The organism is Leclercia sp. 119287, from assembly GCF_009734485.1.
Taxonomy (GTDB): domain Bacteria; phylum Pseudomonadota; class Gammaproteobacteria; order Enterobacterales; family Enterobacteriaceae; genus Enterobacter; species Enterobacter adecarboxylatus_C.
On record NZ_CP046445.1, the window covers coordinates 736,754 to 754,050 of the forward strand.

At 54.4% G+C, this 17,297-nt stretch carries 14 protein-coding genes; 8 read left to right on the forward strand and 6 right to left on the reverse strand.

The window, feature by feature from the left end; translation table 11 throughout:
* Positions 1-73 precede the first annotated feature (73 nt).
* The 5 genes from dapB (at position 74) to GNG27_RS03595 (ending at position 6,682) form a co-directional block, all read left to right on the forward strand.
* A complete protein-coding gene (gene dapB, locus GNG27_RS03575; protein ID WP_156262887.1) occupies positions 74-895 on the forward strand; it encodes a 4-hydroxy-tetrahydrodipicolinate reductase in 822 nt (273 codons plus the stop codon).
* Between the two features lie 455 nt (positions 896-1,350).
* Positions 1,351-2,499 (forward strand): glutamine-hydrolyzing carbamoyl-phosphate synthase small subunit, encoded by a 1,149-nt coding sequence (gene carA, locus GNG27_RS03580; protein WP_156262888.1) that lies wholly within the window; start codon positions 1,351-1,353, stop codon positions 2,497-2,499.
* 18 nt (positions 2,500-2,517) lie between these two features.
* Positions 2,518-5,742 (forward strand): carbamoyl-phosphate synthase large subunit, encoded by a 3,225-nt coding sequence (carB, locus tag GNG27_RS03585; protein WP_142488192.1) that lies wholly within the window; start codon positions 2,518-2,520, stop codon positions 5,740-5,742.
* Positions 5,743-5,867: 125 nt separating this feature from the next.
* On the forward strand, positions 5,868-6,356 hold the full coding sequence (locus GNG27_RS03590; RefSeq protein ID WP_156262889.1) for a toxin-antitoxin system YwqK family antitoxin: 489 nt from the start codon (positions 5,868-5,870) through the stop codon (positions 6,354-6,356).
* 92 nt (positions 6,357-6,448) lie between these two features.
* A complete protein-coding gene (locus GNG27_RS03595) occupies positions 6,449-6,682 on the forward strand; it encodes a YgdI/YgdR family lipoprotein (protein WP_142488194.1) in 234 nt (77 codons plus the stop codon).
* A gap of 51 nt (positions 6,683-6,733) precedes the next feature.
* On the opposite strand, the gene GNG27_RS03600 is transcribed toward GNG27_RS03595, so the two are convergent.
* Complete coding sequence (locus GNG27_RS03600; RefSeq protein WP_156262890.1) at positions 6,734-9,565, reverse strand: autotransporter outer membrane beta-barrel domain-containing protein; 2,832 nt, start codon at positions 9,563-9,565, stop codon at positions 6,734-6,736.
* Between the two features lie 379 nt (positions 9,566-9,944).
* Between GNG27_RS03600 and kefF the strand changes: the two genes are divergently transcribed.
* The 3 genes from kefF to folA all read left to right on the forward strand — a co-directional run bounded on the left by kefF (position 9,945) and on the right by folA (position 12,927).
* Positions 9,945-10,475 carry a glutathione-regulated potassium-efflux system oxidoreductase KefF gene (kefF, locus tag GNG27_RS03605; RefSeq protein WP_142488195.1) on the forward strand — a complete coding sequence of 177 codons (531 nt, stop codon included), beginning with the start codon at positions 9,945-9,947 and terminating at the stop codon, positions 10,473-10,475.
* Positions 10,468-12,333 carry a glutathione-regulated potassium-efflux system protein KefC gene (kefC, locus tag GNG27_RS03610; RefSeq protein WP_156262891.1) on the forward strand — a complete coding sequence of 622 codons (1,866 nt, stop codon included), beginning with the start codon at positions 10,468-10,470 and terminating at the stop codon, positions 12,331-12,333. The genes kefF and kefC overlap by 8 nt, the downstream gene beginning before the upstream one ends.
* A 114-nt stretch (positions 12,334-12,447) precedes the next feature.
* Entirely contained in the window at positions 12,448-12,927 is a 480-nt protein-coding gene (gene folA, locus GNG27_RS03615; protein WP_039030411.1) for a type 3 dihydrofolate reductase, read from the forward strand.
* A gap of 42 nt (positions 12,928-12,969) precedes the next feature.
* On the opposite strand, the gene apaH is transcribed toward folA, so the two are convergent.
* The 5 genes from apaH to surA are packed head-to-tail and all read right to left on the reverse strand — an operon-like array spanning position 12,970 to position 17,292.
* Positions 12,970-13,818, reverse strand: a complete 849-nt coding sequence (apaH, locus tag GNG27_RS03620) for a bis(5'-nucleosyl)-tetraphosphatase (symmetrical) ApaH (RefSeq protein WP_142488197.1) — start codon at positions 13,816-13,818, stop codon at positions 12,970-12,972.
* Positions 13,819-13,820: 2 nt separating this feature from the next.
* A complete protein-coding gene (gene apaG, locus GNG27_RS03625; RefSeq protein ID WP_142488198.1) occupies positions 13,821-14,198 on the reverse strand; it encodes a Co2+/Mg2+ efflux protein ApaG in 378 nt (125 codons plus the stop codon).
* Between the two features lie 3 nt (positions 14,199-14,201).
* Positions 14,202-15,023, reverse strand: coding sequence for a 16S rRNA (adenine(1518)-N(6)/adenine(1519)-N(6))-dimethyltransferase RsmA (rsmA, locus tag GNG27_RS03630; RefSeq protein ID WP_142488199.1), 822 nt, complete (start codon positions 15,021-15,023; stop codon positions 14,202-14,204).
* Positions 15,020-16,006, reverse strand: a complete 987-nt coding sequence (gene pdxA / locus GNG27_RS03635; RefSeq protein ID WP_156262892.1) for a 4-hydroxythreonine-4-phosphate dehydrogenase PdxA — start codon at positions 16,004-16,006, stop codon at positions 15,020-15,022. Before pdxA ends, rsmA begins: the two co-directional genes overlap by 4 nt.
* A complete protein-coding gene (gene surA / locus GNG27_RS03640; RefSeq protein WP_156262893.1) occupies positions 16,006-17,292 on the reverse strand; it encodes a peptidylprolyl isomerase SurA in 1,287 nt (428 codons plus the stop codon). The genes pdxA and surA overlap by 1 nt, the downstream gene beginning before the upstream one ends.
* Between the last annotated feature and the right edge of the window lie 5 nt (positions 17,293-17,297).

The window sequence follows — 17,297 nt, forward strand, 5'->3', positions numbered from 1 at the left end:
TTCGGATAGCGGCATCGACAGAGGCTGGTTAATCTGAAAACGGTTTACATCATTTTAACGTAAGAGAATAACTATGCATGATGCACAGGTCCGCGTCGCCATTGCTGGCGCGGGTGGCCGTATGGGCCGTCAGTTAATTCAGGCGACATTGCAGATGGATGGCGTCACGCTTGGCGCGGCTCTGGAGCGTGAAGGCTCATCGCTGCTGGGTGCCGATGCCGGGGAACTGGCGGGGGCAGGTAAGTCAGGCGTCACCGTACAAAGCAGCCTTGAGGCGGTTAAAGACGACTTCGATGTCTTCATCGACTTCACCCGTCCTGAAGGTACGCTGACTCACCTGGCGTTTTGCCGTCAGCATGGCAAAGGAATGGTTATTGGCACCACCGGTTTCGATGATGCTGGCAAGCAGGCTATTCAGGATGCCGCCAACGAGATTGCTATCGTCTTTGCAGCGAACTTCAGCGTGGGCGTGAACGTCATGCTCAAACTGCTTGAGAAAGCGGCGAAGGTGATGGGGGATTACACCGATATCGAAATCATTGAGGCGCATCACCGTTATAAAGTCGATGCTCCTTCTGGCACCGCGCTGGCCATGGGCGAGGCGATTGCTCAGGCGATGGATAAGGATTTGAAAGAGTGTGCAGTCTACACCCGGGAAGGTCATACGGGAGAACGTGTCCCAGGCACTATTGGGTTTGCTACCGTTCGTGCGGGTGACATTGTGGGCGAACATACCGCGATGTTTGCCGATATCGGCGAGCGGGTTGAAATCACCCATAAAGCGTCCAGCCGTATGACTTTTGCAAATGGGGCGGTTCGTTCTGCAATTTGGTTGAAAGGCAAAAAAGATGGTCTTTTTGACATGCGAGATGTGCTCAATCTTAACAATTTATAATCATGATTACCCTTCGTGATGTGGTTATTGCAGTCATAAACAGTTGATTGCAGAGGGCAATATTTTATTGCCCTTCAATTTTATCTTTTTCGTTCTTTTTTTAATGGTAGCGGGTCATAAATCAGGTTTATCTCAATTATTTTTGTTTCGATATTGTGAATTTTGACCAAATGGTCCACTTTTTGAGGCTGTGGATGAATTCTTTATACTAAACCTGTCTCGCAAGCGTTTTCTTAAGTGATTTAGTTGATCTTTTTGCCCGTTAACAACCTTCATGCTCATCAGTGCCGCAAAAACGACAAACAAAACCCACTTTTTAAGTTGACTTTCCCCCGCCAAATCTCCAGAATGCCGCCGTTTGCCGAAAATCCACTGGCAGCAGATTTGCATTGCTTCGTACTACGGTTATGAATTAATATGCAAATAAAGTGAGTGAATATTCTCTGGAGGGTGTTTTGATTAAGTCAGCGCTATTGGTTCTGGAAGACGGAACCCAGTTTATCGGTCGGGCCATTGGGGCAACAGGTTCGGCGGTTGGGGAAGTCGTTTTCAATACTTCAATGACCGGTTATCAAGAAATCCTCACTGATCCTTCCTATTCCCGCCAAATCGTCACTCTAACTTATCCCCATATCGGTAATGTCGGCACTAACGCCGCTGATGAAGAGTCCTCCCAGGTACATGCACAAGGTCTGATTATTCGCGACCTGCCGCTGATTGCCAGCAACTATCGCAATACCGAAGACCTCTCTTCCTACCTGAAACGCCATAACATCGTGGCAATTGCCGATATCGATACCCGTAAGTTGACGCGTCTGCTGCGAGAAAAAGGTGCCCAGAACGGCTGCATCATCGCTGGCGACAACCTGGACGCGGCTCTGGCGCAGGAAAAAGCCAAAGCCTTCCCGGGGCTGAACGGCATGGATCTGGCGAAAGAAGTGACCACCGCTGAGGCCTACAGCTGGACTCAGGGTAGCTGGACGCTGGCAGGTGAGCTGCCGGAAGCGAAAAAAGAAGACGAGCTGCCGTTCCACGTGGTGGCGTATGACTACGGTGCCAAGCGCAATATCCTGCGCATGCTGGTGGACCGTGGCTGCCGTCTGACTGTTGTGCCGGCGAAAACCCCGGCAGACGACGTGCTGAAGATGAACCCGGACGGGATCTTCCTCTCCAACGGCCCGGGTGACCCGGCACCGTGCGACTACGCAATCGACGCGATTGAGACCTTCCTTGAAACCGATATTCCGGTCTTCGGGATCTGCCTCGGCCATCAGCTGCTGGCGCTGGCGAGCGGTGCCAAAACCGTGAAGATGAAGTTCGGTCACCACGGTGGTAACCACCCGGTGAAAGATATTGATAACAACACCGTGATGATTACCGCGCAGAACCACGGCTTTGCGGTGGATGAAGCCTCCATGCCGGCAACACTGCGCGTAACGCACAAGTCGCTGTTCGACGGCACCCTGCAGGGGATTCATCGTACCGACAAACCGGCGTTCAGTTTCCAGGGACACCCGGAAGCCAGCCCAGGTCCGCACGATGCCGCGCCGCTGTTCGATCACTTCATCGAACTCATTGAGCAATACCGTAAGACCGCTAAATAATCAGGAGCCGAGAAGACCATGCCAAAACGTACAGACATAAAAAGCATCCTGATCCTTGGCGCTGGCCCGATTGTTATCGGCCAGGCCTGTGAGTTCGACTACTCCGGCGCTCAGGCGTGTAAAGCCCTGCGCGAAGAGGGTTACCGCGTTATCCTGGTGAACTCCAACCCGGCAACCATCATGACCGACCCGGAAATGGCCGATGCGACCTACATCGAGCCGATTAACTGGGAAGTGGTACGTAAGATCATCGAAAAAGAGCGTCCTGATGCGGTACTGCCGACCATGGGCGGCCAGACGGCGCTGAACTGCGCGCTGGAGCTGGAGCGTCAGGGCGTGCTGGCCGAGTTCGGCGTGACCATGATTGGCGCGACCGCCGACGCGATTGATAAAGCGGAAGACCGCCGTCGCTTCGACGTGGCGATGAAGAAAATCGGCCTCGACACCGCGCGCTCCGGTATCGCCCATAACATGGAAGAAGCGCTGGCGGTTGCCGCTGACGTGGGTTATCCGTGCATCATCCGTCCGTCCTTCACCATGGGCGGCACCGGCGGCGGTATCGCCTATAACCGCGAAGAGTTTGAAGAGATCTGCGAACGCGGTCTGGACCTCTCCCCAACCAAAGAGCTGCTGATTGATGAGTCGCTGATCGGCTGGAAAGAGTACGAGATGGAAGTGGTGCGTGATAAAAACGACAACTGCATCATCGTCTGCTCCATCGAAAACTTCGACGCCATGGGCATCCACACCGGTGACTCCATCACCGTGGCACCAGCCCAGACGTTGACCGACAAAGAATACCAAATCATGCGTAACGCCTCGATGGCGGTGCTGCGTGAGATTGGCGTCGAAACCGGTGGCTCTAACGTCCAGTTCTCGGTTAACCCGAAGAACGGTCGTCTGATTGTTATTGAGATGAACCCGCGCGTATCCCGCTCCTCCGCCCTGGCATCGAAAGCGACCGGCTTCCCGATTGCTAAAGTGGCGGCGAAACTGGCAGTGGGTTACACCCTCGACGAGCTGATGAACGACATCACCGGTGGCCGCACGCCGGCCTCGTTCGAGCCGTCTATCGACTACGTTGTGACCAAAATTCCTCGCTTCAACTTCGAGAAATTTGCCGGTGCGAACGACCGTCTGACCACCCAGATGAAGTCCGTCGGTGAAGTGATGGCGATTGGCCGCACCCAGCAGGAATCCCTGCAGAAAGCCCTGCGTGGCCTGGAAGTAGGCGCCACTGGTTTCGACCCGAAAGTGAGTCTGGACGATCCGGAAGCGCTGACCAAAATCCGTCGCGAGCTGAAAGACGCCGGTGCCGAGCGTATCTGGTACATCGCCGACGCCTTCCGTGCCGGTCTCTCCGTCGATGGTGTATTCAACCTGACCAATATCGACCGCTGGTTCCTGGTGCAGATTGAAGAGCTGGTGCGTCTGGAAGAGAAAGTTGCGGAGCTGGGTATCAACGGCCTCGACGCTGACTTCCTGCGCATGCTTAAGCGTAAAGGCTTTGCCGATGCGCGTCTGGCAAAACTGGCGGGCGTGCGCGAAGCGGAAATCCGTAAGCTGCGCGACCAGTACAACCTGCACCCGGTCTACAAGCGCGTGGACACCTGTGCGGCAGAGTTTGCCACCGACACCGCGTACATGTACTCCACTTATGAAGATGAGTGCGAAGCGAACCCGTCCGTTGACCGTGACAAAATCATGGTGCTGGGCGGCGGACCAAACCGTATCGGCCAGGGCATTGAGTTCGACTACTGCTGCGTACACGCCTCGCTGGCGCTGCGCGAAGACGGTTACGAGACCATCATGGTCAACTGTAACCCGGAAACTGTGTCTACTGACTACGACACTTCCGACCGCCTCTACTTCGAGCCGGTTACCCTGGAAGACGTGCTGGAAATCGTACGTATCGAGAAGCCAAAAGGCGTTATCGTGCAGTACGGCGGCCAGACCCCGCTGAAGCTGGCGCGAGCCCTGGAAGCGGCAGGCGTACCGGTAATCGGCACCAGCCCGGATGCGATTGACCGCGCTGAAGACCGCGAGCGTTTCCAGCATGCCGTTGACCGTCTGAAGCTGAAACAGCCAGCCAACGCCACCGTGACTGCAATTGAGCAGGCGGTTGAGAAGGCAAAAGAGATCACCTACCCGCTGGTAGTGCGCCCATCCTACGTGCTGGGCGGCCGGGCGATGGAAATCGTCTACGACGAGGCTGACCTGCGCCGTTACTTCCAGACTGCGGTCAGCGTCTCTAACGATGCGCCAGTGCTGCTGGACCGCTTCCTGGATGATGCGGTGGAAGTGGACGTCGATGCCATCTGCGACGGCGAAATGGTGCTGATTGGCGGCATCATGGAGCACATTGAGCAGGCAGGCGTACACTCCGGTGACTCCGCCTGTTCACTGCCAGCCTATACGCTGAGCAAAGAAATTCAGGACGTGATGCGCGACCAGGTACAGAAACTGGCCTTCGAGTTGCAGGTGCGCGGTCTGATGAACGTGCAGTTTGCGGTGAAAGACAACGAAGTGTACCTGATTGAAGTCAACCCGCGTGCGGCGCGTACCGTACCGTTCGTCTCCAAAGCCACCGGTGTTCCGCTGGCGAAAGTGGCGGCGCGCGTGATGGCGGGTCAGACCCTGGCTCAGCAGGGCGTGACCAAAGAGATCATCCCACCGTACTACTCGGTGAAAGAGGTGGTACTGCCGTTCAACAAATTCCCGGGCGTTGACCCGCTGTTAGGGCCAGAAATGCGCTCTACCGGTGAAGTGATGGGCGTTGGCCGCACCTTCGCAGAAGCGTTCGCTAAAGCGCAGCTGGGCAGTAACTCCACCATGAAAAAGCAGGGTCGTGCGCTGCTGTCCGTGCGTGAAGGGGATAAAGAGCGCGTAGTGGACCTGGCAGCGAAATTGCTGAAGCAGGGCTTTGAGCTGGATGCGACCCACGGTACTGCGATTGTACTGGGTGAAGCCGGTATCAACCCGCGTCTGGTGAATAAGGTGCATGAAGGTCGTCCGCACATTCAGGACCGTATCAAGAATGGCGAATACACCTACATCATCAACACCACCGAAGGGCGTCAGGCGATTGAAGATTCCAAGCTGATTCGCCGCAGCGCGCTGCAGTATAAAGTGCACTACGACACCACCCTGAACGGCGGTTTCGCGACAGCCATGGCGCTGAACGCGGATGCCACCGAGAAGGTGATTTCGGTGCAGGAGATGCACGCGCAGATCGCGAAGTAATCGCTTCAGATTATTCTTAAAACCCGCTACGGCGGGTTTTTTTATCCCTTTCCGACCAATTTTGGCGGTTGTGCTGCTGCCGCATACATCGCACTTTACGGTGAACCTGAAAAAAGGAGTTCACTGTGAAACAGGCCCTTACGTTGATACCTCTGGTCGTGCTGCTTGCCGGCTGCGCCGATTTTGCCTCGTCGGTGACCAACACCATAGATGGAATGGGGATGACCCCCGACTATGCAAAAGGCTTAAAGGACGATCTGGAGCCGCAGAAAAAGTTAGCCACGCCGGTGGTGAAGGTGGCTGATACCGTGCCTGAGGGCAAGCTGGTCGAGAAGTATGACAATGGTAATAAGAAGTTTGAGACCGTCGTTAAGAACCGTTGCTTTAACGACTATATCGACGTCTATTACCCGAACGGCGTTCTCAGAAGTCATACGCCGCTGGTTAACTGTCAGGCGGAAGGGCTGTCACAGGGCTATACCCAGGAAGGGAAGCTGCGCTCGACCATTACGTTCAAACAGAGTGTGGCGAACGGCGAGGCAAAAACCTATGACGCGAGCGGCAAAGTCGTGCAGACGGTGATCTATAAAGATGGCTTCCCGCAGAAAAGCTAACCTTAAGAGTGTTCTGCATTTATCCCTGAGTATGGCGTATTCCACTACAGTTTAGCCTGATGATAAAAATGACGACCAACAGGGAGAATACGATGCAAAACAAACTACTGATGGCTTCTGTCTTTGCGGCTGCAACTTTATTTACCGTGGCAGGGTGTTCATCTAATCAGGCGGTGAAAACTACCGACGGTAAAACCATTATCACCGATGGTAAGCCGCAGGTAGATGATGACACCGGCCTGGTCTCATATGAGAATGCGGAAACCGGGCAAACCGAGCAGATTAACCGCGATCAGGTTAAATCTATGGGTGAGCTGGATAACTGATAAAAAAGTGCAGTGGCCTGCGCCACTGCACTTCCTGTCGTAGTAAAGCAATTACCAACGATGGTTGAGCAGGATATGGCCGCCGTAGGCGTCATAGCTGTTTTCGCCCCATTCGCCGCTGGCACGCAACGAGATCAGCGTGGTCTCGTTCAGCTTGCCGGTAACGCCCAGCTCCAGCTGACCGCGATCGTCCGGGGTATCGTTGCTGAACGCTTCGCCGTTGAAGGCGATATCGTTCTGCCCGGCACCTTTCAGCCAGTTAACTGCCACGTAAGGCTGCCACGCCTGCACATCTTTCTGGTTGAAGTGGCTGGTTTTTACACCCACACGTCCCAGAATGCTGTCATTATCGAGGGTGGAAATACGCACCCCGTCAGCGTCCGTGTGATTTTCCTGATCAAGATAGCTATAGACAGCCTGAATCTGCGGTTCGATTTTCCAGGTTCTTTCGCTCTCTGAGTCAACAATCCAGGCGTGACCCGCTTCCAGCGAGGCAGCAAAGCCGTGGCTGTTATAAGACTCGTTGCTGCGACCATCGCTTCTCAGCTTGTTGTGATACCAGCCGAAAGAGGCCCAGCTATCGATGTAGCTGCCTTTACGCAGCTGCTGATCTTCCTGCCAGGTAGCATAAAAGCCGACATTGACACCGTCGACTTTGCCTTGTGCACTGCGCGAGTTATGGCGCGCGGTGGAATCGGTTTTAGCCTGGCCGGCACCGAACATCATCCCGCTATGCAGAACCCCTGTATCCATCTTCTTGCTGATGAAATCACTGCCGACCTGCATCACGTACTGAGTCGTGTCATAGTTAACTTTGCCACCCGCCACGTCATTTTCATGATAGCGGCCTTTGACGTACATCCAGGTGTTGAGATCCTCATCATTGCGCAGCGTCAGCTGATCGCGATCGTCGCGTTTATGCAGGAACATGTCCTGGGCGGCGAGGTAGTTTCCTAAATAGGCGCCCACTTCAGGTGCGAGGTTGGCCGGTGCCGGTGAAGGCGTTGGAGCTGGTGTTGGGCCTGGCGTTGGATCCGGTGTTGGGTCTGGTGTTGGATCCGGCGTTGGATCCGGTGTAGGCGCAGGCGTAGTATCTAAAGATTCCAGGTACCAGTTGCCATCAGCGTGCTGGTTCAGGCTATATTCCCATGCGCCGACCACGACCGGTCTGGAGAGAGAAAACGCGGCATCGGAGTTACCGCCTACGCTCACCACCTGCATCCCGTTGACGGTCTGCGCGCCCGCTCCGCCGATATTGGAGATGCGAATACCAGATTCACCCGCGCTGTTGCCGGTGATGGTCAGATGGTCGGTAGCAGAGTTGTCATCGCCCAGCACGCTGTTCATGGCGATCAGGCTACCGCTTACGCCGGTGTAGTCACCGTTGATGGTAAACCTATTGCCCACGCTGTCGTTCAGCCCGGCGATCTGCAGCGTGCCGCTGTTGGTGACGTTGCCGTTAATAGTGTTGAGGGTAGAAGAGCTGGAAGCGCTGTTCCCCTGCACGGCATTCCATGACGCCAGCACGCCGCCGCTGAGGATATCAACGTTGTTGTTTACAGTACCTGCGCTGGCGAAGGTTGCACCATCCTGCACGGTGATGGTAGCCGTGTTGCCATCGCCACCCAGAGTTGCGCCTTCGGCTACCAGGGTTGTCCCGCTACGCAGAAGTGTGTTGCCGGTGTAGCTGTTGTTGCCTGTCAGGGTTAACAGGTTGGCATCCACTTTTTCTACGCTGCCGCTGCCGGTCATGTCCGAAGTGAAGGTGGAATCGGACCCCTGGTTAAAGATGAAAGTGCCGTTATTGGTGACGGTACCGGTCAGAGAGCCAGTATTAACGCCGTCGCCCAGTTGCAGCGTAGTGTTGTTGGCAACCAGCGTATTTCCCGCGCCATTTTTTACGTCGCCAGCGAAAGTCAGTTTGCCCTTGTTGACCTTGATGGAATCGCCCGAGCCAATCACATCGACATTACCGGTCAGGGCCCAGTCTTTACCGTTCATCGTTAGCGAAGCGAAACCGTCACCGTCATTCAGACCGCGGAAGTTGCTGTCTTCCGAACCCTGACCGCTTAAAGTCAAAGTGTTTGTTTTGGAATTGGTTGAGATAACATCGCCATCAAGTACTGACCCGGTTTTCAGTGTCAACGTGTTGGTCTGGTTGCTTTCAAAGGTGATTGCACTTTCTGAACCCTTTATCAGACCAGAGTTAATAAACTGAATGCTGTGATTATCGGACACGATGAGGCCATTTTTAACCCCTTCGATTGTTCCGCTATTCTCAATGTTACTGTTGCCTATATTACTGAGCTTGACACCATGATCGGCGCTGCCAGTCATATGACCATCATTAACGAGTAAGACAGTATTATCGGCTGAGAATGCCGTTTTACCTTCTATCATCCCTGTTTTCGTATTCTCAAAGGTGATACTTCCTGAATCTTTGCCAATCTTAATGCCAGTTTCTGCACCACTAATTGTGCCAGCGTTGCTTATTTGCCCACCCATTTTATCGATGTCAATCCCATTGCCAGCGGTGGATTTTATCAGCGCATCTTGATTGTTATTGAGCGTAACTCTTTGTCCACCCGTTTGGATAAACATTCCATCGCCCTCGCCAGTAATCTGCCCGCTGTTTTCGATACTGACAACTTCGTCGCCAAAGACATTGACAGAGGGACCTGTAGTGGTAGGAGAAATAGTTACGCCTTCAATGATTATATACTTATCATCTGCTTCGAAATTCAGTACTTTGTCTGTCGAACCAATGATTGCTGTTTCTGCAGATACCATTAATGGGTTAAATACCATTAACGCTGACAAAGCTGGGAAAATCGCTTTGAGTGATTTTGTCGTTCTGTTTAATTGCGGCGTTTTGTTTTTCATTTTCACATCCGTTTTGTGATTTAAGGATGTGCATTTTAGTGAGGGGGTAATTTTTTGTAAATGACCGGCTTTTAAGATTATATTTATTCTATTAGGTTTAAGATTTTGATTCTTATGTTTTTTCACGAGTCGATTAATTTTAAATTTTAAGTTTTATTCAGTTTAAGCATGATGTTTTTTGTATTTTATCGATTGATTGATTTGGTTTTTAAAAATCATATTTTCTTGTTATGAATTTAGTGAATACAATATATTTTGCCGCAAAAGCATTTACCAATCGTTGCGGTTAACGCCAACACCGGCACAGAGCCCTTCAAACGCCTCGCTTTCCTGTCTACACTGACTGACACAACAAGAAAGCAGTGCAATCAGGTTAATCATGATACTTATTATTTACGCCCACCCCTATCCGCATCACTCCCATGCGAATAAGCGAATGCTCGATCAGGTAAGGACGCTTGAGGGCGTAGAGATCCGCTCTCTCTATCAGCTCTATCCCGATTTCAATATCGATATCGCTGCCGAACAGGAGGCGATCGCCAGAGCCGATTTAATCGTCTGGCAGCATCCGATGCAGTGGTACAGCACACCGCCGCTACTCAAGCTGTGGATCGATAAAGTGTTCTCTCACGGCTGGGCATACGGCCATAACGGCAAGGCCCTCAGAGGGAAAAGCCTGCTGTGGGCCGTGACCACCGGTGGCGGCGAAAGCCATTTTGATATCGGCTCCTTCCCCGGTTTTGACGTCCTGGCGCAACCGCTGCAGGCGACCGCTCTGTATTGCGGTCTGAACTGGCTCCCGCCGTTTGCCATGCATTGCACTTTTGTCTGTGACGACGAAACGCTGCAGGCACAGGCCCGGCACTATAAACAACGTTTACTCGACTGGCAGGAGGCGCACCATGGATAGCCATACGTTGATTCAGGCGCTGATCTATTTAGGCGCCGCGGCGCTGATTGTACCGGTTGCGGTTCGCCTCGGCCTGGGTTCGGTGCTGGGGTATCTGATCGCCGGATGCGTCATTGGACCGTGGGGATTCCGACTGGTTACCGACGCCGAGTCGATCCTGCACTTTGCCGAAATCGGTGTGGTGCTGATGCTGTTTGTCATTGGCCTCGAGCTGGATCCGCGTCGTCTGTGGAAGCTACGCGCATCGGTATTTGGTGGCGGGGCACTACAGATGCTGGCCTGTGGACTGCTGCTGGGCGGATTTTGCATCCTGCTGGGCATGGACTGGAAGGTGGCGGAGCTGATCGGCATGACCCTGGCTCTCTCCTCCACGGCTATCGCTATGCAGGCCATGAACGAGCGTAACCTGACGATTTCCCAGATGGGACGCAGCGCCTTTTCGGTGCTGCTGTTCCAGGATATCGCGGCCATTCCGTTGGTGGCGATGATCCCGCTGCTGGCCGTGTCCGGGGCCTCCACCACCCTCGGCGCCTTTGCGCTTTCGGCATTAAAGGTCGCCGGGGCGCTGACCCTGGTGGTCCTGCTTGGCCGATACGTTAGCCGACCGCTGCTGCGCTTTGTCGCCCGTTCCGGCCTGCGGGAAGTGTTCAGCGCCGTGGCCTTGTTCCTGGTCTTCGGCTTTGGCCTGATGCTGGAAGAGGCGGGGCTCTCCATGGCGATGGGCGCGTTTCTGGCTGGCGTCCTGCTGGCGAGTTCGGAATACCGCCACGCGCTGGAAAGCGATATCGAGCCTTTCAAAGGTCTACTGCTGGGGCTGTTTTTCATCGGCGTCGGCATGTCCGTAGATTTCGGGACCTTAGTAACCCATCCGCTGCGCATCGCCATTCTGCTGGTGGGCTTCCTGGTGATTAAGATGGTGATGCTCTGGCTGGTGGCCCGTCCGCTGAAGGTGCCCGGGAAACAGCGCCGCTGGTTTGCGGTGCTGCTGGGGCAGGGGAGTGAGTTTGCGTTTGTGGTGTTTGGCGCGGCCAGCATGGCGAACGTGCTCGATCCGGAGTGGGCTAAGGCGCTGACGCTGGCGGTAGCGCTCTCAATGGCGGTGACGCCGCTGCTGCTGGTGGTGTTGACCCGCCTGGAAGCGGCCGACAGCGGACAAGAGCGCGAGGCGGATGAAATAGACGAAGAACAGCCGCGGGTGATCATTGCCGGGTTTGGTCGCTTCGGTCAGATTACTGGCCGTTTGTTGCTCTCCAGTGGCGTGAAGATGGTCATCCTCGATCACGATCCCGACCATATTGAAACCTTGCGTAAGTTTGACATGAAGGTCTTTTACGGCGATGCCACGCGCGTGGATTTACTGGAGTCCGCCGGGGCGCAGAAGGCCGAAGTGTTGATCAACGCGATAGACGATCCGAAGAATAGCCTGCAGCTGGTTGAACTGGCGAAGACCCATTTCCCGCATCTGAAAATCATCTCCCGCGCGCGCGATATCGACCATTACATCAAACTGCGTCAGACAGGTGTCGATGCACCAGAGCGTGAAACCTTTGAAGGGGCGCTGAAATCCGGCCGGCTGGCGCTTGAGAGCCTTGGACTCGGGGCGTATGAGGCCCGGGAGCGGGCAGACCTGTTCCGACGTTTTAATATTGAGATGCTCGAGGAGATGGCTGAAATGGCGGAGAACGATGCCACGTCACGCGCGGCGGTGGTTAAACGCACCAGCGCCATGCTGATGGACATCATCAATGAAGATCGTAATCATCTCTCGCTGACCCAGCGTCACGGCTGGCAGGGAACGGAAGAGGGTAAGCATACCGGCGATCCGGGAGACGAGCCGGAGAGTAAACCGCTGGCGTGAAGAGGGGTTGCCAGCAAATATAAAAAATTTCCTGTTCTTTACTCTGCCGCCAGTCGACGAAAGATTAAGCTTTCCGTATAGTGGCGGCAATTTTTTGCATCCGGGAAATAATCAATGATCAGTCTGATTGCGGCGCTTGCGGTAGATCGCGTGATTGGTATGGAAAACGCCATGCCGTGGAATCTGCCTGCCGATCTCGCGTGGTTTAAACGTACAACGTTGAACAAGCCGGTAGTAATGGGTCGCCTGACCTGGGAGTCAATCGGGCGTCCATTGCCGGGCCGTAAAAACATCGTAATAAGCAGCCAGCCCGGCACGGATGAGCGTGTTGAGTGGGTAAAATCCATTGACGAAGCCATTGCTGCCTGCGGCGATGCCGAAGAGATAATGGTGATTGGTGGAGGCCGTGTGTACGAGCAATTCCTGCCGAAAGCGCAGAAATTATATCTGACACACATTGATGCTGAAGTGGAAGGTGATACGCATTTCCCTGACTACGATCCTGACGAGTGGGAATCCGTATTCAGTGAATTCCACGATGCGGATGCGCAAAATTCGCATAGCTACTGCTTTGAGATCCTTGAACGCCGCTAATGTTTTCTGCACCTTTCCCGACGGGAGAGGTGCAGCTCTCTTCTACGACGCTACCGCTTCATTCTCGCCTAAATCCTGATGCCGGTTCGACGGCTGAACAAAGTACGCTTTATCTTCCCAGCGCAGACAGGTAAGTTCTCCACCCCAACAGCAGCCGGTATCCAGGCCGTAGATGCCCTCAGGCGTGCCTTTGCCCTCCAGCGATGCCCAGTGACCAAAGATCACGCTGTAATGATCCGTCACCGGTCCGGGGATCGCAAACCAGGGTTTAAGCGGGGTCGGCGCGTTTTCCGGCACATCCTTGCAGTACATGTCCAGTTGACCGTTCGGGAAGCAATAGCGCATACGGGTGAAGGCGTTGGAGATAAAACGCAGGCGCGCCACACCGCTGAGTTCCGTGCTCCAGTTGTTGGGCATGTCGCCATACATAGCATCAAGGAAGAAGGGATAAGAGTCGCTGGAGAGTACAGCTTCGACGTCACGTGCGCACTCTTTTGCCGTTTGCAGATCCCACTGCGGCGTAATCCCCGCATGCGCCATCACCAGCTGTTTCTCTTCATCGACCTGCAGCAACGGCTGGCGACGCAACCAGTTAATGAGCTCATCGGCGTCAGGCGCATCCAGCAGCGGGGTGATCCTGTCTTTCGGTTTATTACGGCTGATCCCGGCGTAGACCGCCAGCAGATGCAGATCGTGATTGCCAAGGACGAGCCGCACGCTGTCACCCAGCGACTTCACATAACGCAGCACTTCCAGCGAGCCAGGGCCACGCGCAACGAGATCGCCGGTAAGCCACAGCGTGTCCGTACCCGGGGTAAAATCCACCTGCTTTAACAACGCGATCAGTTCATCGTAGCAACCATGAACATCGCCAATGAGATATGTAGACATGTTTAGTGAATGAGTGTTGGAACAGCCAGACGGAAAACAGGAATGGCAATGCGGAATGCATTGCCGTCGGCATCGACCATTTCATAATGGCCCTGCATGGTACCCAGCGGCGTTTCGATCACCGCGCCGCTGGTGTACTGATACTCTTCGCCGGGATCAATGTGCGGCTGTTCACCGACTACACCTTCGCCCTGCACTTCAATTTCACGACCGTTGCCGTTGGTGATAAGCCAGTAGCGCCCGAGGAGCTGCACAGGCATCCGCCCCAGGTTGCGAATGGTTACAGTGTAAGCAAAGACAAAGCGCTCTTCATCCGGGGTGGACTGGGACTCAATATAGATGCTTTGTACATGAACACATACGCGGGGCGAATCAATCATGGCTTAGCTCTCCTTCGGCGGCGCATTTTCACTGATGTAATTAGCCAGCTTGCAGTACTGTTCTACCGAGATGTTCTCCGCACGCATTGCCGGGTCGATACCCAACTGAGCTAACACTTCAACAGTAAACAGGTTGCCAAGGCTGTTACGAATCGTTTTACGGCGCTGGTTAAAGGCTTCTGTAGTAATACGGCTCAGCACGCGCAGTTCTTTAACCGGGTACGGCTTCGTTTTGTGAGGCACAAGACGTACAACCGCAGAATCCACTTTTGGCGGCGGCGTGAAGGCTGATGGCGGCACTTCGAGAACCGGGATCACGTTGCAGAAGTATTGCGCCATCACGCTTAAACGACCATACGCTTTACTGTTTGGCCCTGCAACCAGTCGGTTGACGACCTCTTTTTGCAACATGAAGTGCATGTCAGCAATGGCATCAGTATAGCTAAACAGATGGAACATCAGCGGGGTGGAGATGTTGTACGGCAGGTTGCCGAACACGCGCAGCGGTTGACCAAGCTTCTCGGAAAGTTCACCGAAGTTCATGGTCATGGCATCCTGCTGATAAATCGTCAGTTTCGGCCCGAGGAACGGATGCGTCTGGAGACGTGCCGCCAGATCGCGGTCCAGTTCGATGACGGTCAGTTCATCCAGACGCTCGCCAACCGGCTCGGTCAGGGCGGCAAGACCCGGCCCGATCTCAACCATCGCCTGGCCTTTTTGTGGATTGATAGCCGAAACAATACTTTCGATCACGAACTGATCGTTGAGGAAGTTTTGCCCGAAACGTTTACGGGCTAAATGGCCCTGGTGGACGCGAGTATTCATTGAGTATTAACAATCATTTTGATGGCGAGATTAAGCGCCGTAATAAAACTGCCGACATCTGCTTTCCCCTGGCCCGCTAAATCAAGCGCAGTACCATGGTCAACAGAAGTGCGAATAAAGGGTAAACCGAGGGTGATGTTCACGCCGCGGCCAAATCCCTGGTATTTTAGCACGGGAAGGCCCTGATCGTGGTACATCGCCAGCACGGCATCTGCATGATCGAGATATTTTGGTTGAAAGAGAGTATCCGCAGGCAGCGGCCCGCTGAGATTCATCCCCTGGGCCCGCATCTCATCCAGCACCGGAATGATGGTGTCGATCTCTTCCGTTCCCATGTGGCCGCCTTCGCCCGCGTGCGGATTCAGGCCACACACCAGCACGTGCGGATCGGCAATACCGAATTTAGTGCGTAAGTCATGGTGCAGGATGGCAATCACATCGCGCAGCAGATCCGGCGTAATGGCCTCGGAAACCGCTTTGATCGGCAGATGGGTGGTAGCCAGCGCAACGCGCAGCTCCTCGGTTGCCAGCATCATTACTACTTTTTCGCTGTGGGAACGCTCTTCAAAAAACTCGGTATGGCCGGTAAAGGCCACGCCGGCATCGTTGATCGCCCCTTTATGCACCGGCCCGGTGATCAGTGCTGCAAATTCTCCGCTCAGGCAGCCATCACAGGCGCGCGCCAGGGTTTCCACTACATAATGGCCATTTTCGGTACTCAGTTGACCGGGGACGACGGGCGTGCGCAGTGGAACAGGCATCAGCGTCAGGGTGCCCGCTTGCTGGGGAAGGGGAGCATTTTCTGCCTGATAGGGCAGCAGCGTGAGCGGCAGGTTGAGCAGCTTCGCCCGCGCTTCAAGCACGCTGGCGTCGGCGCAGATCACCAGCTCGACAGGCCAGCTGCGCTGGGCAAGCTGGACGACCAGATCGGGACCAATCCCGGCAGGTTCGCCGGGAGTGATGACAACACGATGTTGTTTCATTAGTTGCTCAGAACTTTGACGTAAGCGCTGGCGCGTTGTTCCTGCATCCAGGTTGCCGCTTCTTCCGAGAACTTACGGTTGAACAGCATGCGGTATGCGCGGTCTTTCTGTGCCGCATCGGTTTTATCTACGTTACGGGTGTCCAGCAGCTCAATCAGGTGCCAGCCGAAGGTAGAGTGAACCGGTTCGCTCAGCTGACCTTTGTTCATCTTCATCAGCGCATCGCGGAAGGCCGGATCGTAAATATCCGCTGCCGCCCAGCCCAGATCGCCGCCCTGATTCGCTGAACCAGGATCCTGAGAGAACTCTTTCGCGGCGTTGGCGAAGGAGGTTTTACCGCTGCGGATATCGGCGGCAATCTGCTGCAGTTTCGCCCGCGCCTGATCGTCATTCATCAGAGGGGAAGGTTTCAGCAGAATATGGCGAGCATGCACTTCGGTGACGGAAATGCTCTGGCTCTGGCCGCGCAGATCGTTCACTTTCAGAATATGGAAGCCAACGCCGGAACGGATTGGACCCACAATATCGCCTTTCTTCGCGGTGCTCAGCGCCTGGGCGAAGATAGAAGGCAGCTCCTGAATACGACCCCAGCCCATCTGACCACCTTTCAGCGCCTGCTGGTCAGCCGAATAGGTAATAGCCAGTTTACCGAAATCGCCGCCGTTACGCGCCTGATCGACGATAGAACGCGCCTGGCTTTCCGCCTCAGCCACCTGGTCAGATGATGGGTTTTCTGAAAGTGGGATCAGGATGTGGCTCAGGTTCAGTTCAGTGCTGGCATCATTCTGATTGCCTACCTGTTTTGCCAGCGAGTCCACTTCCTGTGGCAGGATAGTTACGCGACGACGCACTTCGTTGTTACGCACTTCTGAAATCAGCATCTCTTTACGGATCTGATTACGGTAGGTCGAATAGCTGATGCCATCGTAGGCCAGACGGCTGCGCATCTGGTCAGCTGACATGTTGTTTTGCTTCGCAATGTTAGCGATAGCCTGATCGAGCTGCTCATCAGAGATCTTCACACCCATCTTCTGACCCATCTGCAGAACGATCTGATCCATGATCAGACGTTCAAGGATCTGATGACGCAGGGTGGAATCATCCGGAAGTTGCTGACCTGCCTGACCCGCGTTGAGCTTCACAGACTGCATTAAACCATCAACGTCGCTCTCAAGTACCACACCGTTGTTCACAACGGCAGCGACTTTGTCGACAACCTGTGGGGCCGCGAAACTGGTATTCGCAACCATAGCGATACCGAGCAGCAGCGTTTTCCAGTTCTTCATACTTT

Coding starts and splice junctions, on each gene's coding strand:
- dapB (WP_156262887.1), top strand. CDS start 74: ATGCATGATGCACAGGTCCGCGTCGCCATTGCTGGCGCGGGTGGCCGT.
- carB (WP_142488192.1), top strand. CDS start 2,518: ATGCCAAAACGTACAGACATAAAAAGCATCCTGATCCTTGGCGCTGGC.
- GNG27_RS03595 (WP_142488194.1), top strand. CDS start 6,449: ATGCAAAACAAACTACTGATGGCTTCTGTCTTTGCGGCTGCAACTTTA.
- GNG27_RS03600 (WP_156262890.1), bottom strand. CDS start 9,565: ATGAAAAACAAAACGCCGCAATTAAACAGAACGACAAAATCACTCAAA.
- kefF (WP_142488195.1), top strand. CDS start 9,945: ATGATACTTATTATTTACGCCCACCCCTATCCGCATCACTCCCATGCG.
- kefC (WP_156262891.1), top strand. CDS start 10,468: ATGGATAGCCATACGTTGATTCAGGCGCTGATCTATTTAGGCGCCGCG.
- folA (WP_039030411.1), top strand. CDS start 12,448: ATGATCAGTCTGATTGCGGCGCTTGCGGTAGATCGCGTGATTGGTATG.
- apaH (WP_142488197.1), bottom strand. CDS start 13,818: ATGTCTACATATCTCATTGGCGATGTTCATGGTTGCTACGATGAACTG.
- apaG (WP_142488198.1), bottom strand. CDS start 14,198: ATGATTGATTCGCCCCGCGTATGTGTTCATGTACAAAGCATCTATATT.
- rsmA (WP_142488199.1), bottom strand. CDS start 15,023: ATGAATACTCGCGTCCACCAGGGCCATTTAGCCCGTAAACGTTTCGGG.
- pdxA (WP_156262892.1), bottom strand. CDS start 16,006: ATGAAACAACATCGTGTTGTCATCACTCCCGGCGAACCTGCCGGGATT.
- surA (WP_156262893.1), bottom strand. CDS start 17,292: ATGAAGAACTGGAAAACGCTGCTGCTCGGTATCGCTATGGTTGCGAAT.